The 19518-nt window shown below is 63.7% G+C and carries 14 protein-coding genes; 4 read left to right on the forward strand and 10 right to left on the reverse strand.

The window, feature by feature from the left end; all coding sequences use genetic code 11:
- Window positions 1-61: 61 nt before the first annotated feature.
- Complete coding sequence (locus ACUCV3_RS11120) at window positions 62-682, forward strand: TetR/AcrR family transcriptional regulator (RefSeq protein WP_279731429.1); 621 nt, start codon at window positions 62-64, stop codon at window positions 680-682.
- A gap of 26 nt (window positions 683-708) precedes the next feature.
- Here ACUCV3_RS11120 and ACUCV3_RS11125 read toward each other — a convergent pair whose 3' ends face one another.
- Together ACUCV3_RS11125 and ACUCV3_RS11130 are read right to left on the reverse strand one after the other, a co-directional pair.
- A complete protein-coding gene (locus ACUCV3_RS11125; protein ID WP_279731427.1) occupies window positions 709-2007 on the reverse strand; it encodes a carbohydrate porin in 1299 nt (432 codons plus the stop codon).
- A gap of 92 nt (window positions 2008-2099) precedes the next feature.
- Window positions 2100-4514, reverse strand: a complete 2415-nt coding sequence (locus ACUCV3_RS11130) for a glucose/quinate/shikimate family membrane-bound PQQ-dependent dehydrogenase (RefSeq protein ID WP_482240642.1) — start codon at window positions 4512-4514, stop codon at window positions 2100-2102.
- Between the two features lie 304 nt (window positions 4515-4818).
- Here ACUCV3_RS11130 and ACUCV3_RS11135 point away from each other — a divergent pair, with 304 nt between their 5' ends.
- Window positions 4819-5277 (forward strand): Lrp/AsnC ligand binding domain-containing protein, encoded by a 459-nt coding sequence (locus tag ACUCV3_RS11135; RefSeq protein WP_010336120.1) that lies wholly within the window; start codon window positions 4819-4821, stop codon window positions 5275-5277.
- Window positions 5278-5319: 42 nt separating this feature from the next.
- Here ACUCV3_RS11135 and ACUCV3_RS11140 read toward each other — a convergent pair whose 3' ends face one another.
- The 8 genes from ACUCV3_RS11140 to ACUCV3_RS11175 all read right to left on the reverse strand — a co-directional run bounded on the left by ACUCV3_RS11140 (window position 5320) and on the right by ACUCV3_RS11175 (window position 15978).
- Window positions 5320-7011 (reverse strand): amidohydrolase family protein, encoded by a 1692-nt coding sequence (locus ACUCV3_RS11140; RefSeq protein ID WP_279731421.1) that lies wholly within the window; start codon window positions 7009-7011, stop codon window positions 5320-5322.
- Window positions 7012-7051: 40 nt separating this feature from the next.
- Window positions 7052-8701, reverse strand: coding sequence for an amidohydrolase family protein (locus ACUCV3_RS11145; RefSeq protein WP_279731431.1), 1650 nt, complete (start codon window positions 8699-8701; stop codon window positions 7052-7054).
- A gap of 98 nt (window positions 8702-8799) precedes the next feature.
- Window positions 8800-11085 (reverse strand): TonB-dependent receptor, encoded by a 2286-nt coding sequence (locus ACUCV3_RS11150; protein WP_482240628.1) that lies wholly within the window; start codon window positions 11083-11085, stop codon window positions 8800-8802.
- 239 nt (window positions 11086-11324) lie between these two features.
- Window positions 11325-12110: an SDR family oxidoreductase gene (locus tag ACUCV3_RS11155; RefSeq protein ID WP_048936991.1), complete on the reverse strand. Its 786-nt coding sequence runs from the start codon at window positions 12108-12110 to the stop codon at window positions 11325-11327.
- Between the two features lie 19 nt (window positions 12111-12129).
- Window positions 12130-12939 carry an NAD(P)-dependent oxidoreductase gene (locus ACUCV3_RS11160; protein ID WP_279731418.1) on the reverse strand — a complete coding sequence of 270 codons (810 nt, stop codon included), beginning with the start codon at window positions 12937-12939 and terminating at the stop codon, window positions 12130-12132.
- Window positions 12936-13691, reverse strand: a complete 756-nt coding sequence (locus tag ACUCV3_RS11165) for an SDR family NAD(P)-dependent oxidoreductase (RefSeq protein ID WP_279731416.1) — start codon at window positions 13689-13691, stop codon at window positions 12936-12938. Before ACUCV3_RS11165 ends, ACUCV3_RS11160 begins: the two co-directional genes overlap by 4 nt.
- Window positions 13688-14494 carry a carboxymuconolactone decarboxylase family protein gene (locus ACUCV3_RS11170; RefSeq protein ID WP_279776237.1) on the reverse strand — a complete coding sequence of 269 codons (807 nt, stop codon included), beginning with the start codon at window positions 14492-14494 and terminating at the stop codon, window positions 13688-13690. The genes ACUCV3_RS11165 and ACUCV3_RS11170 overlap by 4 nt, the downstream gene beginning before the upstream one ends.
- Window positions 14491-15978 (reverse strand): aldehyde dehydrogenase family protein, encoded by a 1488-nt coding sequence (locus tag ACUCV3_RS11175; RefSeq protein ID WP_279731658.1) that lies wholly within the window; start codon window positions 15976-15978, stop codon window positions 14491-14493. The genes ACUCV3_RS11170 and ACUCV3_RS11175 overlap by 4 nt, the downstream gene beginning before the upstream one ends.
- 157 nt (window positions 15979-16135) lie before the next feature.
- Here ACUCV3_RS11175 and ACUCV3_RS11180 point away from each other — a divergent pair, with 157 nt between their 5' ends.
- Entirely contained in the window at window positions 16136-16858 is a 723-nt protein-coding gene (locus ACUCV3_RS11180; RefSeq protein WP_279731659.1) for a GntR family transcriptional regulator, read from the forward strand.
- A 231-nt stretch (window positions 16859-17089) separates the two neighbouring features.
- The gene (locus ACUCV3_RS11185) at window positions 17090-19489 is read left to right on the forward strand and encodes a TonB-dependent receptor (RefSeq protein ID WP_279776236.1); all 2400 of its coding nucleotides are present in this window, start codon (window positions 17090-17092) and stop codon (window positions 19487-19489) included.
- Window positions 19490-19518: the final 29 nt, after the last annotated feature.

Consider the following 19518-nt stretch of genomic DNA (forward strand, 5'->3'; position numbering starts at 1 on the left):
ATCGCGATCCGGCGCGCCGGTTGTGCATTGCAATAGGCCGCCCGGCATCGCAAAGCGAGGCGTGGACAAGCAGAATTTCACCGAACGCAACCGGCGCGACATCGTCGCGATCGCTACCCGGCATTTCGCGGAAAAAGGCTATGCTGGCGCGCGGGTGGACGAGATTGCGGCGGCGACCGCGACGTCCAAGCGAATGATCTATTATCATTTCGGCAGCAAGGACGGGCTCTATCGCGCGGTCCTGACCGAAGCCTATCGCGGTATCAGATCGGCCGAGCTTGAGGCCGAACTGGGCGACCTGCCGCCGCTCGCCGCGCTGGAGCGGCTGACCGCCCTCACCTTCGACTATCATTTCAACCATCCCGAACTGGTGCGGCTGGTGATGGACGAGAATATCCGGGGCGGCCCGCATGTCGGCGAGATTTCGCAAGGGCATAATGAGATCGTCCTGCCCAAGACCCAGGCGCTGATCGATCGCGGCATTGCCGATGGCAGCTTCCGCGCCGGGCTGGACGCCGTCGATTTGCACATGACGATCAGCGCCCTCGCCTTCTACTTCGTGTCCAACCGCCACAGTTTCCACGCGATCTTCGGCGTCGACATGACCAGCGAAGCGGCGGCCGAGCGGCGGCGCGCGCAGGTGATCGACAATGTGCTGCGCTATTGCCGGGCAGACGCCTGAAGGCTGGGCCGAGACCATGGGACGGATCAGAACTGCATCTTGACCTGGCCGCCCAGCGCCAGCGCGTCATTGGTGCGGCGGTAGGAAAAGGCGCCGGGATCGAGAATATATTGGACGTCCGGCCGGATGCTGAGCCAGCGCCGCAACTGGATGCCATAGCTCATCTCGATCGCGGTCTCGCCCACCGGCAGCGCGGCATAGCCGCCGGGAATATCCTGCGCATCGGCCTCGGCGCGGCGCAGGCGTGGATTGACCTGCGCATGGACGATGCCGATCGAGATGCTGTCGGCGTCCCGGCCGGCAAAGGTGCCGGTCTTGACCAGCCCGGCGGCATACCAGTGGGTAATCTGGGCCGACGCCTCCGGATTGGCGGTGAACTGGCCGAAGATGGAAAGGCCGCGATTGCCCGTCCCTTCGCGCAGGATCATCTGGTCGGCCAGCGCATAGACGCCGTATCGGCCCCGCAGCATGCCCTGCTCGCCGCGCCGGGCGGCGCGTGACGTGTCATAATAGGCGCCGATCTTGTAATGGCCCGGCAGCACATGACTGCCCGGCGCGATGCCGGGATCATATTCCAGCTCCAGCGGCAGCAATACGCCGGTCGTGCCGCCGGCAAAGGGACGGAAGGCATTGGCGGGATCGTTGAGGCGCGGATTGACCTGATAGACGCCGGTGCGCAGCGCCAGATCCGGCCGGATGCGATAACGCACCGCCGCGCCCCAGCGGGCATTGGGATAATTATACCAGCCGCTATTGCCCGATTCCGACAGCGGATGGGCACAGAAGGCCGCATTGACGAAATTGCAGCCCAGGATCATCCCGCCCAGATCATTGCCCATGGCGAAATAGCCCAGGCGCAGGTTGAGCCGGCCATTGTCGATATTCTGCTCATAGCTGAGTTCCGACAGACGGGTATAATTGCCGCCGGCCGCCTCCTGGATCGGCAGGCGATTGCCGACGATGTCGGAGGAGAGGCCGACGCCGCGCCGGTCGTTGATGGTGACATGCACGATGCCGCCGGACAGGCCGACGATCCGATCCATGTCGAAATCGAGGCTGGCCCGCAATTGCTGGGTATAGGCGCTGCCCCGCTGCTGGCCGCCATCGACCGCGGCAAAGGCTTCGCCGACATAGTCCGCGCGCACGGTGACGCCCGCCTGCTTCAGCCGCGTGCGCAGCCCGCCCCAGTCGCCGGTCAGCGTCTCGCGCGGGGCCGTCACCGACTTTTCCGAGGCAACGTCCTGCGCATGGGCGCCCGCAGCCGGCAGCAGGGTCAGCAATGCCGCCAGGATCAGGCGGGCATGGAGGTGAAGATGTTGGGCCAAAGCCCCTCCCTTCCGCGCGGCGCATCTGCGCGCGGTGACATGAAAGATGACGAAAGGCAGGCGGAGCGGCGCCGGGCCGCCCCGCCCATGGTTCAGCGCAGCGTGTAGGCGATCACATAATCGCCCCGGTCGGGCGACTGGCGCGCGCCGCCTGCCGTCACGACCACATATTGCTTGCCGCTCTTGGGCGACTTATAGCTCATCGGGCCGCCCTGGCTGCCGACCGGCAGGCGGGCCTTCCACACTTCCGCACCGGTCGCCGCGTTGAAGGCGCGCAGATAGAAGTCCTGCGTGCCGGCGATGAAGACCAGGCCGCCCTGCGTCGCCAGCGTACCGCCCAGCGTCGGCATGCCGATCGGGATCGGTAGGCCCATGCGGATACCCATCGGCCCGGTGTCGCGCACGGTGCCCACCGGCACCTGCCACTTGATGGCTCGGCTCTTGAGATCGATCGCGGTCAGCGTGCCATAGGGCGGCGCCTGGCAGGGAATGCCCAGCGCCGACAGGAAGCGGTCCTTCACCACCGAATAGGGCGTGCCCTTCAGCGGGACGCTGCCCATGCCGGTATTGACCGCCTCGCCCGCGCTACCCGACTGGCCCTTCTGCGCCGCCGTCTGCGGGAACATCTGAACCCACAGGCCAAGGCGCATGTCGTTGACGAAGATGGTGCCGCTGGTCGGATCGGTCGAGATGCCGCCCCAGTTCATGCCACCCAGCGATCCGGGGAAGCTCAGCGACTTGTCGGTGCCCGGCGCGGTGTAGAGCCCCTCATAGCGCATGCCCTTGAAGGCGATACGGCAGAGCAGCTGGTCGAACGGAGTGGCGCCCCACATGTCCGCCTCGGTCAGCGGGCCGACGCCGATCTGCGGCATGCCGAGCGACCTGGGCTGGGTCGGCGAATAGGGCTCGCCCGGAATATTTGCCGGCTTGACCGGCACTTCCTTTACGTCGGTGAGTGGCTTGCCGGTGGCGCGATCGAGCACATAGACCTGCCCTGCCTTGGTGCCGAAAACCAGCGCCGGCACCTTGTGCGCGGCATCGACGTGGAAGTCGACGAAGCTCGGCTGCATCGGCAGGTCGAAGTCCCACAGATCGTTATGGACCGTCTGGAAATGCCATTTTTCGCGGCCGGTGGTGGCGTCGAGCGCCAGCATCGACGCGCCATATTTATGATCGAGCGCGCTGCGGGTCACGCCGTAGAGATCGACCGAAGCGCTGCCCACCGGCATGAACACGGTGTTGGACGCCGGATCATAGGACATGGCCGCCCAGACATTGGGGGTCGACCGGGCATAGGTCTTGCCTGCCGCCGGCGCGCCGGTGATCGCCGGATTGCCCGGATCGAAGGCCCAGCGCAGCTTGCCCGTTATGACGTCGAAGCCGCGCATCACGCCGCCCGGCATGTCGACCTGCACATTATCGGCGACACGGCCGCCGACCACGACGGTCGTGCCCGCCAGCGTCGGCGCGGAGGTCAGCTGATATTGGGGATCGGGCGCATTGCCCAGGCCGGCCTTCAGGTCGACCCGGCCATTGGTGCCGAAATCAGGGCAGAATTTGCCAGTGTCGGCATCGAGCGCAATCAGTTCGGCATTGATGGTGTTCATCAGGATGCGACGCTGGCAGGCGGCGCCGGCCGGCACGGTCGCTGCCGTCACCGGCGTTGCGCCCGGCAGGCTCGGCTGCTGGATCGGCGCATGGGCGTCGAAATAGGCCAGGCCCCGGCAGCGCATCCAGACCGAGGCCTTGGCATTGATCAGCGTCTTCCACTTCTCGCGCCCGGTATCGGCGTCAAGGGCGATGACATTATTATGCGGGGTGCAGATGAAAAGGGTGTTGCCGACCTGCAGCGGGGTATTCTGATCCTCGGCGCCATTGCCGTCGCTCTGGGCGACGTCGCCGGTGCGATAGGTCCAGGCGACCTTGAGCTTGTTCACATTGTCGCGGGTGATCTGGTCGAGCGCAACGAAGCGGCTGCCGCCCGGCGTGTTGCCATAGGCGGTCCAGTCCTTCTGCTCGCGCGCCGGATCGACCGGCACCAGCGAAGCCACCTGCCCGGCAAAGGGCACGGTCGGATGGACCATGAACATGCCGGCCGCACCGGCCGCCGAACCGAGGCCGACCAGCGCCGCCATCAGCAATGCAGGCCGCCAGGCTGGCGACGAACCGTCACCGCGCCGCAGCAGCGGATAGGAGAGCGCAACGACGGTCGCGCCGACACCCATCGCCAGCAGGCGTGAGATCAGTGGCCAGAAGCTGAAGCCAACCTCCCACAACGCCCAGCAAATGGTCAGCAGGAAGGTAGCGCCGAAAAGCAGGCCGCCGCTGGTCTTGCGCAGGGCAATGAGGCCGCCCGCGAGGACCAGCGCGATGCCGGCGATCAGGAAATAGGGACTGCCGCCCAGGCTGACGAGCTTGCCGCCGCCAATGGCGAAAAAGAGGCCAGCGGCAAGGATCACCGCCCCCAACAGAAGCAGCCAACCGCGAACAAGCGGCTGGCCGTGCATTTTCGTGCCTGACACGCGGCACCTCCTTCATCTCTTATGGTCGTCGGAGAGCGGTGCCCACGGGTCCACAGGCCGATCGAGTCGCCCAGCCCTGACGGCTGCGACATTGTGTACCATTTAGTACACTCCTGCCTCGCTGGCAAGTTGGGCGCTAATCCTGCGAGGGACGTGCGATGCCGCTGAGGGTTTCCCACAGCGATACGTTATCCCCGGCATGAGCCCATGGGATCGCAGCCCAGCATTTTCCGCGACTTGCACAGATATCGTTGAGGTTTGGCCAACTGCTAGCGTTTTGGGGGTTTCGATGAACCTGGACGAAACTGACCGGAAGATATTGAACAAGCTTCAGACCGATGGTCGCATAACCAACCAGGATCTGGCCAAGCATTGCAATCTCTCGCCATCGGCCTGTTTCGACCGGACGCGCAAGCTGCGGGACAATGGCTATATCTCTTCCTATGTCGCGCTGCTCGACCCGCACCTCAACCAGCGGCCGCTGCTGATCTTCATCGAAGTGCTGCTCAACCGCACCACCGGCGACATCTTCCGCCAGTTTGCCGAAGCGACGCGGCGGCAGCGGGACATATTGGAATGCCATATGGTGGCCGGCGGCTTCGACTATCTGATCAAGGTCCGGATGAAGGACATGGCCGCCTATCGGAAATTCCTGGCCGAGGAATTGGTCGACATGCCGGGTGTGCGCGAGACGCGGACCTATGCGGTGCTGGAAGAGGTCAAGTCGACGACGGCGCTGCCGCTATGACATGAAAGCGGCGCCCTTCCCCAGAGCGCCGCTTTCGATCCATTACATGGCGTTGGGATTGGCCGGGCCGGCGCCAGCCTGGCCGGTGCGGGCCTTTTCCGCCTTCACCATCTCGGCCACTTCGGCCAGCAGCTTCTTGGCATCATAGACGATGCCGTCCTTGATCGTGTAGCTGACGCCGCCGACCATTTCCTGCTTGTTGGTTTCCGGGTTCAGACGCGAATGACCGGTGCCATAGAGCGTCTTGAGATTGGCCAGCGGGTTTTCCCTGGTGATGACCATGTCGGCCAGCATGCCGACGCGCAGCACGCCGGTCGGTGGCGCCATGCCCTTGGGCTCATAGAGGGTCTGCGAACCCCACATGGTGGCCGAGCGCATGATCTCCAGCGGCGAGAAGCCGGCTTCGCGCAGCAGTTCCAACTCCTCGATATAGGCGAAGCCATAGACCTTATAGATGAAGCCGGAATCGGTGCCGACCGTCACCCGGCCGCCAATATTCTTATAGTCGTTCACCAGCTTGAAATAATTGTTGTAGAATTTCTTCCACGCAAACTCGTTCTCGGTGCCCCAGTCGTAGAAATAGGAACCGTGATTGTCGCGCGTCGACTGGAAATAGGCCCAGAGCTGCGGCGTGGTGTAGAGATTCTGCCAGTCGGCATTGCGCGCCCGCATCAGGTCGCGGGATGCGGCATAGATGTTCATCGTCGGGTCGAAGGTGACATGCTTCTCCTTCTGATGCTTCAGATAATCCCACCAGCGTTCGGATTCCGGCTCGACCGTCTGGTTCCAGATTTCCGCCACCTCGCCGAAGCGATGCTGTTCGTTGTTATAGTCATAGCCGGACGGAAAGCGCTGGATCGTCCCGTCCTTCAGCAGGGATTCGAAATGACCATAATAATGGGTGACGGTATCCAGTCCCGCCTCGGCCGCGTCATAGGCGTTGAAATTGGCGACGCCGGTCTGTGACAGATGGGCCGTGGTGCCCATCTTGTTCTTGTGCGCCTCGTCAATGGCGGCGGCGATGATCTGTGGCGTTTCCTCGGGCCGGTTGAAGAATTTGATGCCGTCGATATTGTGCGCGGCAGCCCATTTGACCCAGGCGCGCGCCTTGTCCGGGCTGTCGATCGGCCCGCCGTCCCAGCCGGCGCCCAATGTCTGATAGTTGAAGATGCGCGGCGCCGCGATCTCGTTGGCGGCGGAGCGGTTCTTTTCCGAACTGGCCACGACCGGATCGGCCAGCGGCACGCCGCGCACGGTAGTCACGCCATGGGCCAGCCACAGCTTGTAGGCATAGCTCATGTCCGGCGCCTTGTCGCTGGCGGGGGTGTGGACATGCATGTCGTTGAAGCCGGGCATCACATACATGTCGGTCGCGTCGATCTCATAATCGGCGTCGGTCGGCGCACGCCCCTTCGCCTGCGGCAGGCCGGGCCAGCCGGCCTGGGTGATGGCGGTGATCTTGTTGCCTTCCACCACGATGTCATAGGGGCCGCGCGGCGGTGCGCCGGTGCCGTCGATCAAGGTCGCGCCACGGATCACCAGCTTGCGGAAGGGGCCGACATTGTCAGCGCTGCCGCGCGCCGGCGCGGGCACGAAGGTCGGCTTCTTGCCGTTGACGATGCCGGCCGCGCCGCCGACATACCATTCGTCCGGATCATGCGCCTGGGAGGCGCTGGCGACCGTCATGAGGGCGAGCGCAGCAAGGCCCGACCGGATCAGCATCTTCTTCTTCATTCTTTTCCCGTCCCTGTTGAATATATGATGCCCCATCCCGTCACGGGTGAGGCAGCCCCTGTTCCGGCATGCCCATGCGCCGCTTTTCGGCAACGACCATGTCCGCGACATCCGCCAGCAATTTCTTCGCGTCATAGACGATGCCGTCCTTGACCGTGTAGCTGACGCCGCCCACCCGTTCGAGCCGCTGGGTCTGTTCATTCAGACGCAGCGTGCCGGTGCCGTAGAGCGTCTTGAAATTCTGCAGCGGATTTTCCTTGAGGATGACGAGGTCCGCCAGCTTGCCGACGCGGACCGTGCCGATCGGTGGCACTTCGCCCCTGGGATCATAGAGCGTCAGCGCGCCGTTCAGCGTCGCCGACTGGATCACCTGCGACGGATTGAAGCCGGCTTCCTGCAGCAGCTCCAGTTCCTGGACATAGCCAAAGCCATAGGGCTTGAAGATGAAGCCGGAGTCCGAGCCCGTGGTCACGCGCCCGCCGATATTCTTGTAGTCGTTAATCAGGCGCATATATTTGTGGTAGAAATTCCGCCACTTCACCTCGATCGCGGTGGTCCAGTCATAGAAATAAGAGCCGTGGTTCTCGCGCGAGGACATGTAGAAATTCCACAGCTGCGGCATGGTATATTTGTCGTGCCAGTCGGCATTGCGCGCCAGCATCAGGTCGCGGCCGGCGGCATAGATGGTCATGGTCGGATCGAAGGTGACATGATTGGCCTTCTGATGCTCCAGATAGGCCCACCAGCGATCCGATCCCGGCTCGACGCTTTCTTCCGCCAGATTGGCGACATTGCCGAACCGGTCCTGCTCGTCGGCATAATTATAGTCGACCGGCCAGTTCTGGACCGGGCCATTCTTCAGCAGGGATTCGAAATGGCCGTAGAAATGGGTGACGGTGCCCAGGCCTGCGTCGCCCGCCTGTTCGGCATTCATGCGCCCCACGCCGATCTGGGACAGATGCGCCGTGGTGCCCAGCTTCAGCTTCTTCGCCTCGTCCATGATGGCGGCCATCACTTCGGGCGGCTGGTCCGGATCGTCCAGCAGCTTGATGCCGTCGATCCCCTGCTTGGCCGCCCATTGCACCCAGGCGCGGGCCTTTTCGGGCGTATTGGTGCGGCCACCGGTCCAGCCCTTGCCCTGGCCAGGACGCTGATAGGCGAAGATGCGGGGCGCGACGATCTCGTTACGGGCGGAGCGCGCCCGTTCGCTCAGGGACACTTCCATCGGCGCAAGGTCGACGCCGCGCACCGTGGTGACGCCATGGGCCAGCCACAGCTTGTAGGAATAGGACAGGTCCGGCGCCTTGTCGTCGGTCGAGCCATGGACATGCATGTCGATGAAGCCGGGCGTCACGAACATGCCGGTCGCGTCCAGTTCATAATCGGCGTCGGTCGGCGCACGCCCCGCCTTGAACGGCAGGCCCGGCGTGCCGGCCGGCAATATGTCGGCGATGACGTCATTTTCGATGACGATGTCGACCGGTCCGCGCGGCGGCGCGCCGCTGCCGTCGATCAGCGTGACGCCGCGGATCACCATCTTGCGGAACGGGCCGGCGCCTTCGCCGGCAGCGCGCGCCGGTGCGGGATTGGCGCCGGCGCGGGGCTTGACCGCTTCCACCGGCGCCTTGGCGGGCTGGGCGATCGCCCCTCCGGCAACTAGTGCGAGCAGTGAAAGGCCGGCGAAACACATGTGTCGCTTGAACATATCATCCCCCTGTGTCGATCATGGGGCCGCCATAAGGCCCCCGAAAAGGGAGGCGACCGACAGGCCGCCCCCGTGCCAGGCGATCAGAACTTCTTGGTGAGGTTGATGCCGTAGGTGCGCGGCGGCGCAGTAAACACCACCGTCTTGCCGCCAGTGTTGCTGCTGGAGCTGGAGCTGACCACCGCCAGTTCATTGAACAGATTGTTCACGAAGAAATGGGCGCCCCAGTTGTTGTCGCTGGCCTGCACGCCCAGGCGCAGGTTGGTCAGCGTATAATCGTCCAGCCGGCGCCGATAGGTGTCGGTCGGGCTGATCGTGCTGTAGGAACTGCCATTATAGGTGACATCGGTGCGGATGACGGCATCCATCGCATCTGTCAGCATATGCTTATATTCGGCCGATCCGCCGAAATTCCATTTCGGCACATTGGCGATCCGGTCGCCCTTGCGACCCGATGCCACGACGATGGTGCTGACCTGATCCTCGGTCAGCTTGGCATCGGTGTAGGAACCGTTGGCGCTGAAGCTGATGCCGGCAATCTCGGTCGAAAATTCCGCCTCGACGCCGCGAATGCGGGCCGCGCCGACGTTGGAGATGAGGCCGAAGACCGAGCCGGTACCCGCCGTACGGGCCGACACCTGCATGTTGCTCCAGTCGATCTGGTAGGTCGCCATGTTGAGATAGGTGCGCGGCAGGATCTTGCTCTTGAAGCCCAGTTCATAGTTCCACAGGCTGTCCGATGTGTAGGCGGCCAGCGCCGCCGACAGGCCGATCACCTGGTTGACGCCGCCCGGCCGGAAGCCCTGTGCCGCCTGGGCATAGATCATCACATCGGGGGTCGCCTGATAGGAGATGTTGAACTTGGTAAGGACGCCGTCCTCGGACGACTTGGCTTCGGTATAAGGTGTCACCACCGAGGCATAATGTTCCTGGCCCATGTCGATCCGACCGCCGACCGTTTTCTTGTAATCATAATAGCGCGCGCCAGCGGTCAGCGTCAGCTTGTCGAACAGCTTGTAGGAGATTTCGGCGAAGACCGCCTTCTGCTTCAGCTTGTCGTTGATGGTGCGATCATAGGCGAGATTGGCGATATCATCGGGATCGTAGAGGAAGCCGGTGTCCGGGTCGGCCTTGAGCAGGGTCGAGCGCACCACCGTCTTGCGATCTTCGCTGAACAGGCCGACGGTCCAGTTGAGCGGGCCATCCCCGGTCGAACTCAGGCGGATTTCGTTGAGCCAGTTCTTGACCGATTGCGGCTGGTACAGGCTGGACGACAGCAAGGCGCGGGTGTCGGACAGATAATCGGCCAGCACGTCGGCGGAGCAGGCCGCGCCATTGCCGCGATAGGTCTGGCAGCGGGCGGCGGTGTCGCGGCCGTTGAACGTATCGCTGACATCGCCGACGACGATGCGGTCGCGGTCGGTGTAAGTGGTGATGGCGGTCAGCACGACCGGGCCGAAATCATAGTTGAGCGTCGCATTATAGATGCGGTTGGTGTCGTAATTGCCCGATTCCGATCGCGCGTCGGTGGTCCAGCGCTTGCCGGTTTCGGCATACCAGCGCGGCGATTCACCGGCAGCCTTCTCGTAATTGGCGCTCAAGTCCAGCGTCAGCGCCTCGGTCGGCGTGAAGCGCAGCATGATGCGGCCGCCATAGGTGTAGGGATCGTTGATATTCTTGTAGCCATAATAGCTGTTGTCGACATAGCCCGCGACCTGGGTGGCGTTGCCGACGATGCGGATGGCCAGCTTGTCCTCGATCAGCGGGACGTTCAGCATCCCGTCGAAGGACGCGCCCATCGATCCGCCCTCGACCGCCGACATGGTGCTGGCAAAGGCCGCCTCAATCTTGTCGGTCTTGGGCTTGTTGAAGATGATGCGCAGCGTGCCGCCCATCGAACCGGAACCGTAGAGCGTGCCCTGGGGGCCGCGCAGCACTTCGGCGCGCTCCACGTCGAAGATGCGGAAATCGGGCGTGGCGCCGGCAGCATCGCTGGTGGTGCCGACCGATCCGGATACGGGCGCTTCGTCATAATAGACGCCGACCGTGGGTTCGCCGGCCGCCGTGACACCGCGCAGGATGACGCGGCGATTGCCGGGGCCGCCATCGACGATGCGCAGGCTGGGCGTATCGCGGGTCAGTTCGGTAAAGCTGCTGGTGCCGGCCGCTTCCAGGCTGGCGCCGGTGACTGCGGTGATGGCGATCGGCGTGTCCTGAACGCGGGTGTTGCGCTTGAGCGCGGTGACGACGATTTCGCCCTGATCCTGTTCCTGGGCCTGTGCGACGCCGCCAGCCATGGCGACCATGCAGGATAATGCACTGCCGGCCTGCAACAGCTTGAAAAGGCGACCCTTGTGAGATGACAACATAAAAACCCCCTGTTTTTATTTGTTTTCCTCGCCACATTTCTGTTCTTTTCTGGAGGAAACGGTATCAAGGGGGCGGCCGAATGTGTTTCGTAACATTTGACGATTTTGGAAATAATACGCAGATTATTCGGCGATTACGGTAAAATGCCGATAATCTTGCGAACGGGAATCGCGGACGCCGATCCGGCAACGGACATCATGGCCTGATCGCGATTTGTGCCATGACGCCCCGCCCCCGTTCAAGGGCGCAACACCCATCCGCCATCGACATGGATCGTCTGGCCTGTAATCCAGCGCCCCGCATCCGAACAGAGCAGCAGGGCCGTGCCGACCAGTTCATCCGGCTCGCCGCGCGGGCGCAGGGCACAGCTCATCTGCAGGAACTGGATGAACGGGGAATCGTCGGGCACCAGCATCTTGCCGGCATCCGACGTGACATTGCCCGGCGCGATCGCGTTGCTGGTGATATTGTCCTTGCCCAGTTGCTTTGCGAGCGTCGTCGTGAGGCCCACCAGCGCCAGCTTGGAAATGCCGTAGAGGCCCGTCGCTGGAAATGCCCCGCCCGACGTCTGGTTGATGATCCGTCCGCCACCACGCGCCCGCATCGAAGGGATCACCGCGCGGGCACAGAGCAGCGCACCATTGAGATTGACCGCAAAGGCCCGGTTCCAGGCGTCGAGGCTGACGGCTTCGATATTGTCGTAGCTGATATCGACCATCAGCGCGGCATTGTTGATGAGGATGTCGACGCCGCCAAAGGCATCACTGGCCGCCGTCGCCATGGCCAGCGTTGATGCCTCATCAGCCACATCGACCTTGACGGCAATGGCGCGGCTGCCGCTGGCGATGATCTCGTCAGCCACCGCCTGGGCGCCTTCCCCATTGAGGTCAGCAACGACGATGGCGGCACCGGCCGCCGCCAGCCCCAGTGCATAGGCCCGGCCGATGGAATTGCCGCGTCCGCCGGCGCCCGTGACGATCGCGACTTTATCGTCGAGGCGGAACTGGTCGAGAGTGAAGGACATGGATCGGTCTCCTGAAAAGTCAGTCGCCGCAGGCGGCGGAGAGAAGGGGCGTGGCGGCGCGGGACAAGGCTTCGGCACTGGCATCATCAGGCAGGCTGGCCATCAGCAGACCGACATCCTTGCGCAGCAGCGGCGCGCCATGGGCAAAGGCGCCGGGCGTCGGCAGGCGGGCATAAACCTCGAAACCGAAGCTGCGGCCGCTGCTCGCCTTGATGAGGTCGCGCAGGGCCGTGCCATCCAGATCCAGCGCCCTGCCCGCCTCCATCGCGGCGTGGGCCAGACCCATATTGGCCGCCATCAGCGCATTGTTGACGATCTTGGCGCGCTGCCCCGCGCCGACATCACCCATTCGCACGATCAGGCCGCCAAAGCTTTCCAGCACCGGCCGGGCCGCCTTGAAGACATCGACCGCACCGCCACACATCAGGGTCAAGGTGCCGGCCGCCGCGGCCGGGCCACCGCCACTGACCGGCGCATCGAGGAAGGCAATGCCGCGTTCCCCGCAGCGTTCGGCCAATGCGACGCATTGGTCGGGCAATATCGTCGAATGGATGACGATCCGGCTGCCCGGTCGCATCGCCGGCAGCAATTGCCCGACGATCTCGGCCACGCCGGCGTCATCGACGACGCAGATGCCGACATGATCGCAGGTCGCCCCCAAAGTCGCGATGTCCGGCGCTGCCGTGGCGCCCTTTTCGAGGAAGGGCGCCAGCGCATCCGCACGGCGGGCCCAGAGCATGAGCGGATAGCCAGCGGCAGCGATCCGTTCAGCCATGGGACCACCCTGGCTACCCAGGCCGATGAAGCCGATCCGTTCCATCCCGCTCATCCTGCGGTGATCCCGGCATCGATCGAGATGCAATTGCCGTGGAAGCCACGCCCGGCCGGCGAGGCGAGCAGCGCGACCATGTCGGCGACATCATCGACCTCGACCGTGCCGCGCATCCCGGAAAAACGCTTGAGCAATTCGAAGTCGCAACCTGCGGGCGGCCGGAAATTGGTGGCGATATTGGTCATCATGCCACCGGGCGCAACGGCGTTGATGCGGATCGGCTGCTTCTGATACTCCATCGCCATGGCCTTGGTGAGGTTGAGAAGGCCGGCTTTCGACGCGCAATAGGCGGCGGCATAGGCCTCGCCGATGAACGCGGCCGAAGAGACGACATTCACGATCGCGCCATTGACCTTCAGCAGATGCGGGATTGCCGCCTGTGACAGCAGGAAGGGCGCGGTAAGGTTGACCGCCAGCGTCTTGTCCCAAAGCAGCCGGGGCATGTCGGGCGAATTGGCGAGATAGATGAGGCCAGCGACATTGCACAGCGCATCGAGCTGGCTGAAATGGGCGACAGCCGCATCGACGGTGGCACGGCAAGCGTCAGGATCGGCCAGATCGACAACCGCCGTCTGATGCTCGCCCTCAGCAAGCAGGCTCAGCGTTTCGGCCAACCCTTGTGCATTGACGTCTACCAAACACAGCCCGGCGCCGGCCTGTGCCAGTTTCACCGCCGTCGCGCGGCCAAGGCCTGAAGCCGCGCCAGTCACCAACGCCACCTTGCCGCGCATGTCGATCGCGATGCTCATCGCCCTTCCTCCCGCGCGTTCCAGGCCAGGCCCTTGGCGACCTTCCCGGCCATTTCCAGCACCACGCCCTGGATCACCGACGCCTTGGGCCAGCCGGCATGGACCGCATATTGGAGGACGAATTCGTTGAGTTCGGCGGCGGTGCAATTGCCGCTCGCCATGGCTGCGTGGAAATGGCTGGCGATCGGCACGGTGGCCGCGGAATCTGCGACGCCCACCAGCGTGAGGAAGCGGCGCGACCGCTGATCGATGCCTGGCCGGCACCACATTTCGCCGAACACGAAGTTCAATATGCCATCCTGCAGATAGGGGAGGCCATTGCCGACGCGCGGGCCGTCAAAAGTCATCACCGCACGAAATTCAGCAAAGCCCTGCTCCATGCGCTGCTGCGCATCCCAGGGTTCGGCCCGGATCGGTGCCAGCAGAACCGGCGCCAGCCCCTGCTCCGCTTCGACCCGATCGATCGCAGCATCGATCGCGCCCCCTTTATCCCAGCCGGAATAGACCGCGACATGCAGCGCCGCCTCGCGCAATTCGGCCTGGGTCAGCGCGCCGGTCGCCAGTGCCCCACGGACATAGCCGTCCAGCCGGTCGGCGGGCGCATCGGCGCCGGCCGCCGAAGCCAGCGCGATCAGGAAGCGCGCGCGTCGATCGAGCCCCGGACGAGACCAGATTTCGGCATAGATGAAATCGCGCCAGCTCTCCGCCACCGGTGATTGCGGCGCGGGATCATCCCGCCCCGTCAGTTCCGTCTGAAGCCCGCTGCCGAGAGCGCTGCGCGCTGCGGGATCACACAGGCTCATTGCCCACCCTCCGGCGCGGCCATGCTCATCCAGACATTCTTGGGCTGGAGGAACTCATGCAGCCCCTCGACCCCGCCCAGCCGGCCATGCCCGCTCTGCTTGAAGCCGCCGAACGGGCAATTGGGCTGCATCGCCTCACCCGAACCGTTCACATGGATCATGCCCGCCTGCAGCTCGCGCGCCATATGATGGGCGCAGCGCAAATTCTGGGTGTGGACATAGGCACCCAGGCCATAGTCGGTGCCGTTGGCGAGCGCGATCGCCTCCTCCTCATCCTCGAACGGCGTCACGACCAGCACCGGCCCGAACACCTCATTCTGGGCGATCTCGCACTGGTCGGGCACGTCCGCCAGGATCGTCACCGGCAGGAAGAAGCCATCGGAAAAATCCCCGCCCAGCCGCTGGCCGCCCGCGATGATGCGGCCGCCATCGGCGACGCCGCGCGCCACCATGCCGCTGATCCGGTCGAGCGCATTCTGGCTGATCACCGGACCCAGCACCGTTGCGGGATCGAACGGGTCGCCTGACTGGACATGGCCCGCCATCGCCCCGATCAGGTCGAGATAGCGGTCGTAAATGCCGCGCTGGACAAGCAGGCGCGTGCCATTGATGCACCCCTGCCCATTGGAGGAAATCGCCCCGGTCAGCCCCTTCTTCGCCGCGAGCATCAGGTCGGCATCATCGAACACGACCACGGCCGACTTGCCGCCCAGTTCCAGGCCGACGGGCTTGAGCGACTGGGCCGCATTGGCCAGCACCTGACGCGCGGTCGCGCCCGATCCGATGAACTCGATCTTGTCGATGCCGGGATGGCTGACCATCGCCGCCCCGACATCGGCGCCGCCCGTGACCAGATTGACGACGCCATCGGGCAGGCCCGCCTCATGCAGCAGTTCGACCAGTTGCATGACGCTGTAGGGGGCAAGTTCGGGCGCCTTGATGACCACGCAATTGCCCGCTGCCAGCACCGGCGCCAGCACCATGGTCGCGGCGAAAAGCGGCCCGTTCCACGGCACGATGATGCCGATCACGCCATAGGGATCATAGCTGACATAATCATGGGCCGGCGCGCCCCACATCGGAATGGTGCGCCCGTGCAGCTTGTCGCACCAGCCGCCGAAATAGCGGAATTTCTGGGCGGCATCATAACCCATATAGGGCGCCACCATCGCCACCGATCCATTTTCGGCGATCAGGCTGGGCGCGAAATCCGCCGACTTCGCCTCCAGCAGCGCGGCGATGCGGAACATCAGGTCGCGCCTCTTGTCGCCCGGCATCGCGCGCCATGCGGGGAAAGCCTTGCGCGCGGCGGCGGTGGCCCGGTCGACATCCTCGGCGTCCGCCAGGGCCAGTTCCTGCGTCACCTTGCCGGTGCCGGGATAGACATGGACGTGGCGCGCCGGGCCGTTCGGCACTTCGCGCTGTCCGCCGATAATGACGGGGTGACGCGGCAATGCGTCGATCACGGGATCCCTGAATGCCATGGCTCTCTCCTTCCGGCGCGGCAAGCGCAGCGGCACCGCTCCAGAACCGAGCGGCGTCTCTTGGGATCGATATTAATGTGCATATTATTAGATCATCAAGGCGATCTCATTCAGTATCGCCCTTGCGAAATTTCTATCAACATGCATATTAACTCATATGAGCCTCATGCAGCAAAATGACCTGACCGAACCGGCGGCCGGCAAGCGGCAGATCGTCCGCCATACCGCCGACGCCCTGCGCCGGCGCATCCTCGCTGCACCGGCCGGCGAGCAGATTGGTTCGCTGCAAACCCTTGCCCGCGAGTTGGAGGTCGGCATCGTCACGGTCCAGCAGGCAGCACGCATCCTGGAGCATGAGGGCTTGCTGGAGGTCCGGCGCGGGCCAGGCGGCGGCTATTATGGCCGGCGACCGCAAATGGCCGATCTGGAACGGATGCTGGGCGCCTATCTGTGCGGCGAACCGGGTTCCTGGCGCGAGATACTCGACATCACCTCGCTGTTGTTCAACCGGCTCTGCGCCGCTGCCGCGCGATGCGACGACCAGGCCCTTCACAGGGAATTACTCGATCTGCGCAGTCAGATCGATGCATGCGATAGCATGGACGGGCTCGGCCAGTTGGAAGGCCGGCTGCAGGACATATTGTTCAAAATGGTCAGCCAGCCCCTGTTCGAGCTGTTGACCCGTGTCGCGCTGGGGAGCGCGCGCGATGTGGAGCGCGACGGCACCGGGGCCGACATGTTCGACCTCGGCATATGGCGCCACGGTCGTCTGCGCATCATCGACGCGATCGCCGATCGCGACCCTGCCCTCGCCCATTTCGAGGCCGACCGCCAAAATCGGCAGGTTTTGGCCGCCTTGTGCGCATTCGACCGCGTATGAAGCGACATCGCACGCGATAAAGCAATGCCTTCGGGTGCCACTGACAGGCACGCGCCGCTGATGGGCCGTTATGATCCATATGTTGGCCATTTAGCCACTTTTCCGACTGTGCGACTTTTACATCATTTAGCAAAAAAGCATCGTCGAACAGATATCCACTCGCAATAGCATTGACAATGCGAATAGGTCGCAATAGCAGCCCCTGCAACAATCGAAAGGGGTTCTGAAACAATGGCGAAATATGGAAACACTCCATCCTTCCTTGCACTGAGCTGCGTCGGCGCAATGGCCTTCGCATCCGGCGCACACGCGCAGGATAATGGCCAGGGCCAGGCACTGGGTGGCGTCACGGTCACCGACACGGCGATCGACGACAGTTCCATCAAGGTGGAAAAGCCCGAATCGCCCAAATATGTTCGCCCCCTGCTCGACACGCCGCAGACCATCACGGTGATCGGCAACCAGACCATCCAGAAGCAGAACCTCCTCACCCTGCGCGACGTGCTGTCCACCGTTCCGGGCATCACCTTCGGCGCGGGCGAAGGCGGCGGCGGCTATGGCGACAGCATCAACCTGCGTGGCCAGAGCGCCAACACCGACATCAGCATCGATGGCGTGCGCGACAGCGCCCAATATAGCCGCACCGACCCGTTCAACCTGGAGCAGATCGAGGTCACCAACGGCGCCAACTCCGTCTATGGTGGTTCGGGCGCGATCGGCGGCAACATCAACCTGGTGACCAAGCGCCCCAAGGCCGACAGCGAAACGCTGGTGCAGGGCGGCATCGGCACGTCCGATTATTATCGCGCGACCATCGACAGCAATGTCCGCGTCAACGAGCAAATCGCCGTGCGCCTCAACGCCATGTATCATGAAAATGACGTCGCCCGGCGCGATGTCGACAGCTACAAGCGCTGGGGCGTGGCCCCCTCGGTCAAGCTGGGCGTGGAAGGGCCGACCTCGCTGACCCTGCTCTACACCCATCAGGAAGACGAGAATACGCCGCTTTACGGCATCCCCTATTACAAGAATGCGATCTATGACGGGCCACTGCCCGGCGTGCCCTATAGCGGCTATTATGGCTACAAGAATCTCGACAAGCAGGATCAGACGATCGACCAGGCGACGGCGATCTTCGACCATCGTTTCAGCGACCTGCTGTCGGTCCGCAACCTGTCGCGCTGGCAGCGCGTCGAGCAAAATCTGGTCGTCAACCCGCCACAGGGCGCCTATTGCCTCGCCAACGGCACACTGCCGACCGGTGCGGCCTGCGCCGCCGGCCAGGTGCCGGGCATGTATTATCCCAGCGGCCCGCGTGGCGGCTTCCGGGACTCGGTCAACCAGACGCTCTACAATCAGCTCGACCTGACCTTCAACATTCCGGGCGGCCATACGCTGGTCATCGGCACCTCTATGCTGCAGGAAGATTACACGCTGGACAATGGCAACGTCCTGCGCAACGCCAACGGCGCCACGCCGAACCCCACGCTCGATCCGATCAGCATCAGCGATCCGAACGGCATCTATACCGGCCCGGTCAACAAGATCCGGTCCGGCCACCAGATGGGCGACCTGTTCAACATCGCGACCTATGCCTTTGCTGCGGCCAAGATCGTCGATGGGCTCGAACTGAATGGCGGCGTCCGCTGGGAGCATAACCGCGCCCGCTTCCGCTCCGACACGATCGCGACCCTCGCCACCGGGGGCGCCTACACCACCGGCCCGCAGCAGAATGCGAGCGACGATCTCTTCTCCTACCGCATCGGCCTGGTCTACAAGCCGGCCGACAATGCCAGCCTCTATGTCGCCTATTCCAACAGCAAGACGCCGACGGCCACCACGGTGCGATCGGGCTGCGGCCTGATCATCACCGGAACCAACGGCTCCAACGACGCCTGCGACGCCAATCCGGAACAAGCAGTCAATTACGAGATCGGCGGCAAGATCGACCTGTTCGATGGCGGCCTTCAGTTGACCGCCGCCCTGTTCCGCAACGAGCGCAAAAATTATCGCGTCACCAGCAATGATCCGTTTGTCGGCACGCTGCCCGTCAATGATGGCCGCAACCGCGTGAACGGTGTCACCCTGGGCGCCAGCGGCAACATCACCGAAGCCTGGACGATCTTCGCAAACTACACCTATCTCGAAAGCAAGGTCATCCAGAGCGTGTCCAATGCATGCCTTGCGAGCCCGTGGACGGGCACTGCATCCGGGATCGGATCGGCTACGTCCAACCCGTGCGGCAACAATGTTCTGATCCCCGATGTGCAGAAGGGTCAGGACATGACCAATACGCCCAAGCATTCGGGCAGCCTGTTCACCACCTATACCCTGCCCTTCGGGCTGCAACTGGGCTATGGCCTGACCTACCAGGGCAGCTTCGCGCTCAACAATCGTGCCCTGGTCACGCCGCTGGTGGCCGGCAGCACGACGATCGTCCCGATCTATCACTCGGACGATTATCTCGTTCACCGGGCGATGCTGTCCTACACCTTCGACGAGAAGCTAACGGCGCAGCTCAACGTCCAGAACTTCACCAACGAAAAATATTATACCAGCATCCGTAACAATGGCTGGGCCAATCCGGGCGAAGGCCGCTCCTGGGTGCTGACCCTGGGCTACAAGCTCTAACCCCCCTCTCCCCGCCGGGCCGGCCATGC

It is taken from the genome of Sphingobium sp. VMM, from assembly GCF_056790315.1.